The 13,123-nt window shown below is 32.0% G+C and carries 14 protein-coding genes; 8 read left to right on the top strand and 6 right to left on the bottom strand.

All coding sequences use genetic code 11. From position 1 onward, the window contains the following. The first annotated feature begins 92 nt into the window (after nucleotides 1-92). Entirely contained in the window at nucleotides 93-1,319 is a 1,227-nt protein-coding gene (locus CW733_RS12460; protein WP_100997486.1) for a hypothetical protein, read from the top strand. Nucleotides 1,320-1,492: 173 nt separating this feature from the next. On the opposite strand, the gene pyk is transcribed toward CW733_RS12460, so the two are convergent. The 5 genes from pyk to CW733_RS12435 all read right to left on the bottom strand — a co-directional run bounded on the left by pyk (nucleotide 1,493) and on the right by CW733_RS12435 (nucleotide 5,803). Further along, the gene (gene pyk / locus CW733_RS12455; protein ID WP_100997485.1) at nucleotides 1,493-2,917 is read right to left on the bottom strand and encodes a pyruvate kinase; all 1,425 of its coding nucleotides are present in this window, start codon (nucleotides 2,915-2,917) and stop codon (nucleotides 1,493-1,495) included. Further along, on the bottom strand, nucleotides 2,917-3,405 hold the full coding sequence (locus tag CW733_RS12450; protein ID WP_100997484.1) for an IPExxxVDY family protein: 489 nt from the start codon (nucleotides 3,403-3,405) through the stop codon (nucleotides 2,917-2,919). Before CW733_RS12450 ends, pyk begins: the two co-directional genes overlap by 1 nt. Nucleotides 3,406-3,555: 150 nt before the next feature. Then, nucleotides 3,556-4,299 (bottom strand): ribonuclease III, encoded by a 744-nt coding sequence (gene rnc / locus CW733_RS12445; RefSeq protein ID WP_100997483.1) that lies wholly within the window; start codon nucleotides 4,297-4,299, stop codon nucleotides 3,556-3,558. Nucleotides 4,300-4,306: 7 nt separating this feature from the next. Then, entirely contained in the window at nucleotides 4,307-5,557 is a 1,251-nt protein-coding gene (gene fabF, locus CW733_RS12440) for a beta-ketoacyl-ACP synthase II (RefSeq protein ID WP_100997482.1), read from the bottom strand. 12 nt (nucleotides 5,558-5,569) lie between these two features. Then, entirely contained in the window at nucleotides 5,570-5,803 is a 234-nt protein-coding gene (locus tag CW733_RS12435) for an acyl carrier protein (RefSeq protein WP_013869581.1), read from the bottom strand. A gap of 183 nt (nucleotides 5,804-5,986) precedes the next feature. Between CW733_RS12435 and CW733_RS12430 the strand changes: the two genes are divergently transcribed. From CW733_RS12430 to CW733_RS12410, 7 genes are all read left to right on the top strand, one after another. Further along, on the top strand, nucleotides 5,987-6,550 hold the full coding sequence (locus CW733_RS12430; RefSeq protein ID WP_100997481.1) for a phosphoribosylglycinamide formyltransferase: 564 nt from the start codon (nucleotides 5,987-5,989) through the stop codon (nucleotides 6,548-6,550). Then, the gene (locus CW733_RS16665) at nucleotides 6,547-6,753 is read left to right on the top strand and encodes a hypothetical protein (RefSeq protein ID WP_232730365.1); all 207 of its coding nucleotides are present in this window, start codon (nucleotides 6,547-6,549) and stop codon (nucleotides 6,751-6,753) included. The genes CW733_RS12430 and CW733_RS16665 overlap by 4 nt, the downstream gene beginning before the upstream one ends. Then, nucleotides 6,723-6,974: a cyclase family protein gene (locus CW733_RS16730; RefSeq protein ID WP_255411461.1), complete on the top strand. Its 252-nt coding sequence runs from the start codon at nucleotides 6,723-6,725 to the stop codon at nucleotides 6,972-6,974. The genes CW733_RS16665 and CW733_RS16730 overlap by 31 nt, the downstream gene beginning before the upstream one ends. Continuing rightward, nucleotides 6,947-7,045, top strand: coding sequence for a cyclase family protein (locus tag CW733_RS16725; RefSeq protein ID WP_255411497.1), 99 nt, complete (start codon nucleotides 6,947-6,949; stop codon nucleotides 7,043-7,045). The genes CW733_RS16730 and CW733_RS16725 overlap by 28 nt, the downstream gene beginning before the upstream one ends. Nucleotides 7,046-7,220: 175 nt before the next feature. Beyond that, nucleotides 7,221-7,859 (top strand): viroplasmin family protein, encoded by a 639-nt coding sequence (locus tag CW733_RS12420; protein ID WP_100997480.1) that lies wholly within the window; start codon nucleotides 7,221-7,223, stop codon nucleotides 7,857-7,859. A 154-nt stretch (nucleotides 7,860-8,013) separates the two neighbouring features. Further along, nucleotides 8,014-8,943, top strand: coding sequence for a PfkB family carbohydrate kinase (locus CW733_RS12415; RefSeq protein WP_100997479.1), 930 nt, complete (start codon nucleotides 8,014-8,016; stop codon nucleotides 8,941-8,943). A gap of 112 nt (nucleotides 8,944-9,055) precedes the next feature. Next, nucleotides 9,056-10,954: a hypothetical protein gene (locus CW733_RS12410; RefSeq protein ID WP_100997478.1), complete on the top strand. Its 1,899-nt coding sequence runs from the start codon at nucleotides 9,056-9,058 to the stop codon at nucleotides 10,952-10,954. A 518-nt stretch (nucleotides 10,955-11,472) separates the two neighbouring features. Here CW733_RS12410 and CW733_RS12405 read toward each other — a convergent pair. After that, complete coding sequence (locus CW733_RS12405; protein ID WP_100997477.1) at nucleotides 11,473-13,122, bottom strand: hypothetical protein; 1,650 nt, start codon at nucleotides 13,120-13,122, stop codon at nucleotides 11,473-11,475. Nucleotide 13,123: the final 1 nt, after the last annotated feature.

Raw genomic sequence — 13,123 nt, 5'->3', positions numbered from 1 at the left:
CATTCAGAGCATAGCGAAGAATCTTTCTCTTTTTTTTGCCATAATTGAAGTTTTCGTTATATTTATTACGCATTACATCAAAACCAATAAAGATGAAAAAAACACTTATTCTTTTCGTTTTCGCTTTAATTTTTTCATGTAATAGAAATGAAAACTATACTGGGATTTGGATTCTTGATGAATCAACAATTACTTCGTTTATAGATACACCTATTAGATTAATATATACTCAAGATTCTCTAGAAATAGAAAGATACGATTTCAATCCAACACTTAAATATGCTTTACACCCAAATAGGCAAATACTTATTATTGAAAATGATACAATAAACACAAGTATTATTGATGATACATTGAAGGTTAATAATAGACTAAAATATTATAGAGATAATGGAACAATGAGTAATCAAATGGGTCTTAATTTTTCGAAAATTGAAATAAATCTTCCTAAAATCAATGATGAAAAACTTATAAATTATCCCAAAATAAGACCATCAACTTCTATTAGATACGGGAAAAGGTATGATAATAGAAATCTCTCATTACAGTTAAATGATAAATACGTTGATATTAATAGTCTTAAAGAATTTGTAATAGATAGAAAAGAAGAGTCTGAAGGATATAATAATAGACAAAAGCACTTTTTATATATCGACAAGAGTTCTAAGATGAAAGCGCTAGAGAAAATATTTTTAACTATGGCGAGTGTTAATGAATATAATGTTTTGTTTGTAAATGATTCAAAATTACAAACTAGAGATTCGTTAGCTTTTAGTTTTAAAGAGTCTCTTTTTGGTACTAGAATATCTCATCTAGAAAATTGGAATTATTTTAACACTATAACAAGTTTTGATGATACTATTCCGATAGTAAAAGATTATCAAGATTATCAGTTTTACGGTAAAATAAATCACTATCCAAACATAATATCTTTAGTAAGGAATAGATTTTATTTTAACGGAAAAGAAATCAATAAAGTTGAACTTCCTTTATTGCTTAATAAAGATATTGAAAATAATAATAACATATTTTCTTTCTATGATTTAGAATCTGATTATTATCATTTTTTAGAATTACAAATTGCAATTAGATCAACGTATAATTCTGTGAGACAGAAAAAGGCATTAAAGAGGTATAATTCTATTTTAAATAATTTAACAAAAGAACAGTTAGATTCTATAAAATCTGAAACTCCTATTAAGCATATTTGGAGTTATTCGATACCACATTTTAAGTCTATTATTAAAGATAATTATGGTTTTTATGGAATGCAATTTAAGCCTTTGGATTATATTTTTCCTAAAACACAATTGAATTAAATTCATGTTTTTTTTATTATTAATACAAACAAAAAACCAGCTACATTTCTGTAACTGGTTCTAATTTATGTTTACTATCCTTAGTCCGCGTTAGTGATTGTAGCGGCATCCTTTTGCTTTTTTTGCAAAAGATATAGTGGAAAGCGCGACCTTTAGGTAACGCCCAAATGATTTTATATTTCTGTAATACGTAAAGTATTCACCATTCCTTTTTCTTGAATTGGCATGGCTGCTAAACTTACTAGCATGTCTCCTTTTTCTAAATAACCCATTTCTTGAGCCATTTTATTTACGTCTTCTATAGTTTCGTCTGTGCTTACAAACTTATCGTAAAAGAAAGCTTTAACTCCCCAAAGCAGATTAAGTTGTGTTAAAATACGTTTGTTAGATGTGAATACTAATATATTAGATTTTGGTCTCCAAGCCGAAATTTGAAATGCTGTATAACCACTATTTGTTAGTGTAGAGATTCCTTTTGCATCGATCTCGTTTGCCATTTGTGCCGCATGATAACATATGGATTTTGTTATGTAACGCTTTGTTCTAATTGTTGGTGGCTCGTGTGGGACTTTAATTAAATCACTGTCCTCAACACTACGAATAATGTCTGCCATTTGCTTGATTACTTGCACAGGATATTTACCAACGCTAGTTTCACCAGATAACATTACTGCATCTGCTCCATCCATTATTGAGTTTGCGACATCGTTAACTTCTGCACGTGTTGGCGTTAAGCTATCGATCATTGTTTCCATCATTTGTGTAGCAATAATTACTGGTATTCTAGCACGTTTAGCGCGTAATACTAATTGCTTTTGTACTAATGGTACTTCTTCTGCTGGAATTTCTACTCCTAAATCGCCACGAGCTACCATTAATCCATCGCAATAGGCAACAATTTTATCGATGTTTGCAACACCTTCTGGTTTTTCAATTTTAGCAATAATTGGAATTTTATGATCACTATGCTCTTTTATAAGCTCTTGTAATATCATTAAATCTTCGGCATGACGCACGAAAGATAATGCTAGCCAATCGACTTTTAATTCGCATGCGAATTTTGCGTCTTTAATATCTTTTTCTGTTAAAGCTGGCTGAGAAATATTTGTATTAGGAAGGTTTACACCTTTTTTAGAACGTAATGGTCCACCTTGTATAACTCTAGCTTTTACTTCTGATACTTTATCTGAAGAGATAACTTCGAAAATTAGTTTACCATCGTCTAAAAGAATACGTTCTCCTGCTTTAGCGTCTTGAGGAAACTTATCGTAGGTCATGTAAACACGTTCTTTTGTGCCTTCAAAACGCTCTCCAGTTGCGAAAATAATCTCGTCTCCTGGTTGCACATATACTTCACCTTTCATTACTCCAACACGTAATTTAGGGCCTTGTAAATCTGCTAAAATAGAAGCGTTGTAACCAAATTCATCATTAAGTTCACGTATCATTTGTACGCGTTCTTTTACATCGTCGTAATCTGCATGCGAAAAATTAATTCTAAAAACATTAGCACCTTCGTCTAACATGCCTTTTAAAACTTTTTTTGTACTTGTTGCAGGACCTAAGGTTGCTACTATTTTGGTTTTTTTTCTTAACATTAGTTGAATATTAGTTGATCTTTAGATTTTAAACTTTCAGGAGCTATACTGTAAGCGGTAATAACTTGATCTATTTTTAGTATTTTTTCTAAAATGAGTTTTTCTTTTTTAGAATGTAACTCATTATCAATTTTTAACAGGTAATTAGCCTTGCTAAATTCTGGCACCAAATGATGCGTTTTTGTTACTGCTGGATTAAAACTAAATAGAGAATCTAAATTATTATCTGTTTGGCTTGTAACTACTTTACAGGTATTAGATACTAAATTCCAAGTTTTAAATTGTGTGTCGTCTTCCCATTCGAAAATAGAAAAAGCCGTTTTATTGTTGTTGTTATCTAGATCGTTGTCTTGCCTTACGAGCTTTAATTCTAAAGCTTTATTAAGTAAGTAAGCTAAGCGATAATCTTCAATAGTACAATGAATACCAATAAGCGAGAAGTTTTCTTCTTCTAAAAAATCATCTAAAACGAGTTTTTTAATTGCCATGTTAATACCAACTTTTCTTTGACAGAATTGTAAATATAGTATTTAAAATGGTTTGAAGTGCCTTGTTTTACTTAATCTTAACAAGAAGGTAACACGAAAACGTTGTAGTTTGCTTTTAATTTATTTTGAATTAGAAAAAGGAGTCAAAGCTTATAAAAAAGCCTTCGATATTTGGTTTTGAAATACAAAAAAAGCGCGTTTTGATGCTTTTTCTTCTGCTTTCTTTTTTGAAGTTGCTCTGCCTTTAGAGACTATTTTATCGTTTATAGATAGTTTTACAGAAAAATGACGAATATTATCGTTACCAGTATCTTCGTAAACATTATAATCGAAAGTCTTTTTTTCTTTTTGACACCATTCAATTAATAAAGATTTATAGCTAATAACTTTTCCTTCAAGTTGCTCTATATCCACAAAAGGTGTAATAACACGTTTGTAAATAAATTTCTCGCAAGCTTTATAGTTGCCATCTAAGTAAATGGCTCCTACTAAAGATTCGAATAAATTACCATGAATATTATCGCCAAATTGCCCTTTCGGAATTTTGCTTTCTACAAGGTTTATAAGTTTTAAATCGCGTCCTAGTTCGTTTAAATGCTCTCTACTTACTATTTTAGAGCGCATTTTAGTTAAATAACCTTCGTCTCCACTAGGGACTTCTATATATAGATGATGAGCAATTATAGAACTTAGCATAGCATCTCCTAAAAACTCTAAACGCTCATAATTTATAATATGACCATTATCGTTTTTAATATTCATAGAACGATGTGTAAACGCTGTTTTAAAGTGTTTAATCGTTTTTGGCTTGTAGCCTATAATTTCTGAAATGGTTGTAAAGAATTCTCCTTTTTCTTTTTTAGATTTTGAGAATATGTTTCGAATTCTTTTCATTAAAGTTTTAATCTAACTTTTTAAATAATACACAAGCATTATGTCCGCCAAAACCAAAAGTATTACTCATCGCGACTTTAATTTCGCGCTTTTGTGGATGGTTAAGCGTTAAGTTTAGATTAGGATCAATTCTTTCGTCAATAGTATTATGATTAATTGTTGGAGGCACAATACCATGTTCCATTGCTAAAATACAAGCAATAGATTCAATAGCACCAGCAGCACCCAATAAGTGACCAGTCATTGATTTTGTAGAATTAATATTGATGTTTTTAGCATGATCGCCAAAAACCATTGAAATTGCTTTAAGTTCGGCAACATCACCAAGCGGTGTCGATGTTCCGTGTGTGTTAATGTGATCTACATCTTCGGGTTTTAAACCAGCGTTTTCTAAACAGTTTTTCATAACTGCAATAACACCTATTCCTTCAGGATGTGGAGCTGTCATATGGTACGCGTCGCTAGACATTCCTCCACCTAATACTTCAGCATAAATTTTTGCTCCTCTTGCTTTTGCATGTTCGTATTCTTCAAGAATAATTGCTCCTGCACCTTCACCTAAAACAAAACCATCTCTAGTTCCATCAAAAGGCCTTGAGGCTGTTTTTGGGCTTTCATTTCTTGTTGATAATGCGTGCATAGCGTTAAAGCCACCCATTCCAGCAATAGTTACAGCGGCTTCACTTCCTCCTGTAACAATAACATCGCATTGTCCTAAACGAATATAATTTAAAGCATCTATCATTGCGTTAGCAGATGATGCGCAAGCAGATACAGTTGTATAATTAGGTCCCATAAATCCATTTTTAATAGATATGTTTCCTGGTGCAATATCTGCAATCATTTTTGGGATAAAGAAAGGATTAAACCTTGGTGTTCCATCTCCAGCGGCAAAGTTTAGCACTTCGTTCTGGAAGGTTTCCAAGCCTCCAATTCCTGCTCCCCAAATAACACCAACTCTTAATTTGTTGATGGTGTCTAAATTTAGGTTCGAGTCCGCAATAGCCTCATCAGATGCGACCATTGCGTACTGCGTGAACCTGTCCATTTTTCGCGCCTCTTTTCTATCTAGAAAATCGGTGGCGACAAAGTTTTTTAACTCACAAGCGAATTTTGTTTTAAACTTTTCAGTATCAAAATACGTAATAGGTGCGGCACCACTTTCACCTTTTAAGAGGGCGTTCCAATATTCATCTTTGGTATTCCCAATAGGTGTAAGTGCTCCAAGACCTGTAACTACAACTCGCTTTAGTTCCATAAATATTAGTGCTTATTTTGCAGCTTCAATGTATGATACAGCTTGACCAACTGTTGCAATGTTTTCTGCTTGATCGTCTGGAATCTGGATATCGAATTCTTTTTCGAATTCCATAATTAATTCAACTGTGTCTAATGAATCTGCTCCTAGGTCGTTCGTGAAGCTAGCTTCAGTTACAACTTCGTTTTCATCAACACCTAATTTGTCTACGATTATCGCTTTTACTCTTGATGCAATGTCTGACATAATTTTAATTTTTTTTAGTTTTAATTAAGAGGCAAAAATAAAAAACTTTATTTTAAAACTCATCTTTCTATTAAAAAAGACTTCGAAAGTTAATAATTTATTTCGAGGAATTTCTGTTTTAGCCCTTAATTGTTAATAATTATTCTTTTTTTTGTTTGAAGATTTAACATTGAATTCTAGAAAATGAAACGTGTAGTAATTTTTGCGTCCGGAAGCGGAAGTAATGCTGAAAATTTAATAAGGTTTTTTCAAAATAGCGACAATGCGTCTGTTATTCAGGTATTAACTAACAATCCTCGTGCCAAAGTTTTGGACCGATGTAACAAACTGAAAATTAGCGCATTGTCATTCAATAAAATAGCATTTATTGAAACAGAGGATGTGCTTAATATACTGAAATCTGCAAATCCAGACCTCATAGTTCTTGCTGGTTTTCTTTGGAAATTCCCAGAGAACATCCTGAAGCATTTTCCTAATAAAGTCATAAATGTGCATCCTGCTTTGCTGCCCAAATTTGGAGGAAAAGGTATGTATGGAATGAATGTTCATGAAGCTGTAATTGCTAAAAAAGAAATTGAAACTGGCATAACAATTCACTACGTAAATGAGCATTATGATGATGGAGCAGTCATTTTTCAAGCAAAATGTAAGGTTTTAGCTACGGATGATGCAGAAGATGTGGCGAGTAAGATTCATGAATTGGAGATGGAATATTTTCCTAAAGTGGTTGAAAAACTATTATCATGACAGAAATTATAGATCTAAGTCAGGATATTTATGAAGGCATGCCTGTTTATAAGGATTTGCCGGAAGTAAAAATGTCTGTTCACAACACGCATGAAGAATGGAATGACGAATTGGATTCTAAAACTAGAACACCTGCTGTGCATAAACTTGAATTAGGGGAGCATACAGGAATATGGCTAAACAATATAAAGGCCAGTCGATAGATACGATGCCTTTGAGCATGTTTTATACAGAAGGGATCTGTCTTGATTTTTCTAATAAAGGTTTTCAAGAGTTAATAGGTGTGGATGATATTGTTAACGCTTGTAAAAAACAAAACATAACCATTAAAGAAAAAGATACAGTCTTATTATATACTAACCATTATAAAAATGCCTTTGGAATAAAGGCCCAGGTATTACAACAGATGCAGCGAGATGGTTAGGAAATAAGGGAATATCAGCTTTTGGAGTAGAAACGATGTCTCCAGGTGTTCCAGGGATATCTAATAAATAAGTACATTATATTTGTGGAGCGCTTAATTTTACACATTATGAGAATATGATTAATTTAAATCAGTTAATTGGTCGTGGGAGGTTTCGCTTTATAGCTTTTCCTCTTAAAATAAAAGGAGGAACAGGTTCACCTGTTCGTGCAGTTGCTATTTTTGAATAGTTTAGATAATACTAAAATGAGTAAAAATAAAAAATATTATACCGTCTGGAAAGGACATAAAACAGGCGTTTTTAAATCTTGGAAAGACTGTAAAACACAAATAAAAAACTACGAAGGTGCGCAGTATAAATCTTTCGCTACTGAAGATGCTGCCAATGAGGCTTTAAACGGAAACTATTTCGATTTTATAGGAAAAAATAAAAACTTTAAAACAGAATTGTCTGCAGAGCAGCTTAAGAAAATAGGTAAACCCAATTATAATTCTATTGCTGTAGATGCTGCTTCTAGTGGGAATCCTGGTATTATGGAATACCGTGGAGTTGATACGAAATCGAAAAAACAACTTTTTATTCAAGGTCCATTTGCACAAGGCACTAATAATATTGGTGAGTTTTTAGCATTGGTTCATGGTTTAAGCTTTCTTAAAAAGCACGATAGCGATCGCATTTTATACACAGATTCTAGAACAGCTATGAGTTGGGTTCGTAAAAAAACATGCAATTCTAAATTACAACGTACTGCTAAAAATAAACCTGTTTATGATTTAGTAGACAGAGCAGTGATTTGGTTAAAAGAAAATAACTACAAGACTACTATTGTAAAATGGGAAACTAAAGCTTGGGGAGAAATACCTGCAGATTTTGGTAGGAAGTAAATAGTCGTATTTTTTTTTAAAATTTTTAAAATCTACTTTGTATACACTATTACAATAGATTAAAAATAATTTTTATTCAACTTTATTCCGAAAGTAAATAGTAAAAACAGCGACTAAAAAACCTATATTTGCACTTTAATTTTAAGAACGCTTTATGAGCAAATTAGTAATAGTTGGTACGGTAGCTTTTGATGCTATTGAGACACCATTTGGTAAAACCGATAAAATTCTTGGTGGAGCAGCAACCTATATTGGTTTATCTGCATCAAATTTTGATAATGTAGACTCTGCTGCAGTATCTGTAGTTGGAGGCGATTTTCCGCAAGAATATTTAGACCTTTTAACCGATAGGAAAATAGATATTGAAGGTATAGAAATTGTAAAAGATGGTAAAACTTTCTTTTGGAGTGGAAAATACCATAACGATATGAATTCTCGAGATACCTTAGCTACAGAGCTAAACGTGCTAGAGCATTTTACACCTGTAGTACCAGAAACGTATAGGGATGCGGATATTGTAATGCTTGGAAATTTACATCCATTAACACAACAAAGTGTTCTGGATCAAATGTCTAAAAAACCTAAATTGGCTATTTTAGATACCATGAATTTCTGGATGGATATTGCTATGGATGATTTAAAAGTAGTATTAAAAAACGTTGATGTTATTACCATAAACGATGAAGAAGCTCGTCAATTATCTGGAGAATACTCTTTAGTGAGTGCTGCAAAGAAAATTCACGAAATGGGACCAAAATATGTAGTTATTAAAAAAGGAGAGCATGGTGCTTTACTATTTAATAAAGGCGATATGTTTTACGCGCCAGCTTTACCTTTAGCAGAAGTCTTTGATCCAACAGGAGCTGGAGACACTTTTGCAGGTGGTTTTTCTGGATATCTTGCTAAAACAGGAAACATATCTTTTGAGAATATGAAAAACGCAGTAATATACGGTTCTGCTCTTGCATCCTTTTGCGTAGAGAAGTTTGGCACAGAACGTATGCTAACTTTAACGGATGAAGAAATCTTCGAGCGCTTACAGCAATTCAAGGATTTAACGCAATTCGAAATAGAATTAAAATAAAATTAAAACGCGCTCAAAACTGAGTGCGTTTTTTATTTCATATAAATTTAGTAAACATTATTATTTACAATATTTTTGTAATTAACACACAACTCTCAACAACACAACAACAATGAGTGATGCTTTAAAACACGAATGCGGAATTGCGCACATTAGGCTTTTAAAACCATTAGAATTCTACAAAGAAAAATACGGAAGTGCTTTTTACGGAGTGAATAAAATGTATTTACTGATGGAAAAACAGCACAATCGTGGACAAGATGGTGCAGGATTTGCAAGTATTAAATTAGATACTAAACCAGGAGAACGTTATATAAGTCGCGTGCGCTCTATTGAGCAACAGCCAATTCAAGATATTTTTGCGCAAATTAACGAGCGTATTAATAATGAATTAGAAGCGCACCCAGAATACAACGATAGCGTAGCGCTTCAAAAACAACATATTCCATATATTGGCGAAGTGCTTTTAGGTCATGTACGTTATGGAACGTTTGGTAAAAATAGTGTAGAGAGTGTGCATCCATTTTTACGTCAAAATAACTGGCAACATAGAAACTTAATACTTGCAGGTAACTTTAACATGACCAATGTAAAAGAGCTGTTTAGTAGTTTAGTCGAGCTTGGGCAACACCCAAAGGAATATACCGATACTATTACCATTATGGAGAAAATAGGACATTTTCTTGATGATGCTGTTAGTAAAATTTATAAAAAATTAAAAAAAGAAGGTTATAAAAAAAGTGAATGCTCACCATTAATTGCAGAGCGATTAAATGTTGCTAAAATACTTAAAAGAGCCGCAAAAAACTGGGATGGTGGTTATGCAATGGCAGGAATGTTAGGTCATGGAGATTCTTTTGTTTTACGAGATCCTTCTGGTATTCGCCCAGCTTATTATTATAAGGATGATGAGGTTGTTGTTGTCGCTTCAGAACGTCCAGTTATTCAAACAGTATTTAATGTTGAGTTTGATGATGTTAAGGAATTAGACCCAGGTCACGCCATTATTACTAAGAAATCTGGCGAAGTTGCTATTACGAAAATTCTAGAGCCTTTAGAGCGTAAAGCTTGCTCTTTTGAGCGTGTTTATTTCTCACGTGGTAGTGATGCAGAAATTTACCAAGAACGAAAAATGCTTGGAAGGTTATTAATGCCAGAAGTTTTAAAAGCCATTGGAAACGATACAGCAAACTCTGTGTTTTCTTATATTCCTAATACAGCTGAAACTTCTTTCTTTGGAATGATTGAAACTGTTGAAGAGCATCTAAACGAGCGTAAAACGCAAGCCATATTAAATGGTGATGGAAAGTTAACAAAACAACAGGTTATTGATATTTTAAAAGAAAGACCTCGTATCGAAAAAATAGCCATCAAAGATGTAAAACTAAGAACATTTATTACAGAAGATAGTAGTCGAGATGATTTAGTTGCTCATGTTTACGATGTTACATATGGTGTAATTAAACCAACAGACAATCTTGTTATTATAGACGATAGTATTGTTCGTGGTACAACGTTAAAGAAGAGTATTATTAAAATGATGGATAGATTGCATCCTAAAAAAATAGTAGTTGTTTCTTCTGCACCACAAATACGCTTTCCAGATTGCTATGGTATTGATATGGCAAATTTAGAAACACTGGTTGCTTTTAACGCTGCTTTAGAACTATTAAAGGATAATAATAAATACGATTTAGTAGAAACTGTTTACCATAAATGTAAAGCACAAGAAAACTTAGCAGATAAAGATGTAAAGAACTTTGTAAATGAAATTTACGATCAATTTACACCAGAAGAAATTTCAGCAAAAATATCTCAGCTTTTAAGTGACGAGTCTGTGAGTGCAGAAGTAGAAATTATTTTCCAGTCTGTAGAGAATCTTCATAAAGCATGTCCTAAAAATTTAGGAGACTGGTATTTTACAGGAGATTATCCAACAGTAGGAGGAAATCGAGTAGTTAATAGAGCGTTTATTAACTTTTTCGAAGGCAATAAAGAGCGTGCTTATTAAGCGCTTATTTCACTTTAACTAAAATAGTTGCTTTTAATCTGAAAGATTTCCTAGCTAACTATCTTTAATATACATTTATATTACCATAACATAAGTAGGTTAAGTTCATGGTAGATTTGGGGCAAAAAAGTCGAACTCTCGTTCGGCTTTTTTCATGATTTATTGTTTATTTTATAGAAGTAGCGCTTTATATAGTTGAATATCAATTTATTCGAGAGTATCGACCAAGTGTAATTCAGCAGATATATTTACCATTTATCTAAAAAAATATTTTTATTAAAAACACTTCGTTATATTTGAGCTTACCATAACATAAGTAGGTTAAGTTCATGGTAGATTTGGGGCAAAAAAGGTGAACTCTCGTTCACCTTTTTTATTTGAAAAAAAATGAGATTCTCTAATATTTACAGATTCATTTTTAAATCAAAAAAAGCTGCTCTTGGAACAGAACTGCTTTTAAATAATTATTGGACTCTCAGTCTAATGAGGCACTAGTATCTCTAACCAACTAAAATAACCTAAAACTTATAACTAATACCTGTATAAACTCCAATAATATATGGTTTAAAATTACCTGAGGTTTCATTGTAAGCATTAATTTGATACTTGAAAGTAGGTTCTAAATTTAATTTAATAGCATCACTAAACTTGTAATCTATACCTATTCCAACATTTGCACTAAAGCTTACATTATTAATATTATTAGCCTCACCAATTTTTGTTTTTCTATTATCTACTTCGGTTACAACCTCGTTATCATTTAAAATGAATGTACTAAATCCGCTAATTAAATTTAATCCAAAACGGTTTCTTACAACTGCATATTCAAGTTCTAAAGGCACTTCTAGATAACTTAATCGCTGACTTAAAGATGAGGTTGTTATGTCGTTTATAAAACTAACTTGTTGAATAGAGATGCTATTAGAGCTTATAACAGAGGTGTTTAATGCTTGAGAAGTTGGTGTAAAATTTATATTACGCAAAGAGGAACTACTAGATGTACTAGCTACATTTTCGTATACAATTACGTTTGCTGTATCATAACTTAAGTTTAATTTATTAATTCCAGAACGTATTTTTAATTTGTTGTTTAAAGCATAACTTACATTAATACCATAACTAGTATTAATCTCTCCATTTTTAGGGTTGTCAATAAATTGATCGTGAATGTGAGAACCTTTGCCAAGAGTATTATAGTAAACAGGTGCAACATTTGTGTTTACCGACCACCTGTTTACTTTTTCTTCTTCTTCCTCATCAAGATCTTCATTCTTGGCAAGAGCCTCTTCGATAGTGTTAGACGAGTTTGCGCTGTCTGGTTCTATCAGTTTTTCTTCTTCTTCCTTTTCTTTTTCAATATTTGTTGTTGCAACAGTTTTATTAGGTGCTGCAATACTGTTATCTAAAACATCTAATGCTTTCGTATTTTTTTTAGTATCAGCAACAGTAGTAGTAGCAATTTTGTTTTCAGAATTATTGCTATTAGAAATTGTATTATTGGTTATTGTACTACTGTTAAGCGCATTGTTATTTCTAGTATTTATAGAACTAGCCTGCTCATGCTTTTTTAAATTGTTCGCAGTATTTAAAGCATTTTCTTTTCCTAAATTAATAATAACATTATTACTATTAGAGTTGTTATTCTGGTTAGTTAAATAAGTATTAGAATTTTTATTATTTTCTTTTGAATAGCCTTGTGTATAAGGAGATTTTGAACTTAAATTATTAACGTTAGTTTTTGTTTCTTTTGAGTTCTTATTACTTTTTGAATCATTTTCACTTGTAACAATTACTGTGTTATTTATTGATTGGTTTTCGTTGTTAATATTATTTTTTTTATTGTCTGAAATCTTTTTGTTTTTAGTTGTAACAGTGTTAGAAGAATTAGTAGGGTTTTCGCTTATGGAGCTGTTATTAGCATCTGTAACAATAGTATTACTATTTTCGGTGTTCTCGTTATTAAAAACTAAGTTTCCTACGGTAAATAGCAAAACTAATGCAGCAGCAATACCTGTAAAACGCAACCAAAAAGGTAAAACTGTTTTACTCTTTTCTTTTGGGTGTTCCATTTTATCTTGAATTCCAGTCCAAACATTAGCACTTGGTTTAGCTTCAAAATCCTTAAACTTTTCTTGAAAAAGCCTATCTATATGTTTTTTATCACTCATC

Source organism: Lacinutrix sp. Bg11-31 (assembly GCF_002831665.1).
In the GTDB taxonomy this organism is placed as follows: domain Bacteria; phylum Bacteroidota; class Bacteroidia; order Flavobacteriales; family Flavobacteriaceae; genus Lacinutrix.
Note: the sequence above shows the minus strand (reverse complement) of the source record. Positions and strands in the feature narration are given on the sequence as shown.

Coding starts and splice junctions, on each gene's coding strand:
- CW733_RS12420 (WP_100997480.1), top strand. CDS start 7,221: ATGAGTAAAAATAAAAAATATTATACCGTCTGGAAAGGACATAAAACA.
- CW733_RS12460 (WP_100997486.1), top strand. CDS start 93: ATGAAAAAAACACTTATTCTTTTCGTTTTCGCTTTAATTTTTTCATGT.
- fabF (WP_100997482.1), bottom strand. CDS start 5,557: ATGGAACTAAAGCGAGTTGTAGTTACAGGTCTTGGAGCACTTACACCT.
- CW733_RS12410 (WP_100997478.1), top strand. CDS start 9,056: ATGAGTGATGCTTTAAAACACGAATGCGGAATTGCGCACATTAGGCTT.
- CW733_RS12450 (WP_100997484.1), bottom strand. CDS start 3,405: ATGGCAATTAAAAAACTCGTTTTAGATGATTTTTTAGAAGAAGAAAAC.
- CW733_RS12405 (WP_100997477.1), bottom strand. CDS start 13,122: ATGAGTGATAAAAAACATATAGATAGGCTTTTTCAAGAAAAGTTTAAG.
- CW733_RS16730 (WP_255411461.1), top strand. CDS start 6,723: ATGGCTAAACAATATAAAGGCCAGTCGATAGATACGATGCCTTTGAGC.
- CW733_RS12415 (WP_100997479.1), top strand. CDS start 8,014: ATGAGCAAATTAGTAATAGTTGGTACGGTAGCTTTTGATGCTATTGAG.
- pyk (WP_100997485.1), bottom strand. CDS start 2,917: ATGTTAAGAAAAAAAACCAAAATAGTAGCAACCTTAGGTCCTGCAACA.
- rnc (WP_100997483.1), bottom strand. CDS start 4,299: ATGAAAAGAATTCGAAACATATTCTCAAAATCTAAAAAAGAAAAAGGA.
- CW733_RS12435 (WP_013869581.1), bottom strand. CDS start 5,803: ATGTCAGACATTGCATCAAGAGTAAAAGCGATAATCGTAGACAAATTA.
- CW733_RS16665 (WP_232730365.1), top strand. CDS start 6,547: ATGACAGAAATTATAGATCTAAGTCAGGATATTTATGAAGGCATGCCT.
- CW733_RS12430 (WP_100997481.1), top strand. CDS start 5,987: ATGAAACGTGTAGTAATTTTTGCGTCCGGAAGCGGAAGTAATGCTGAA.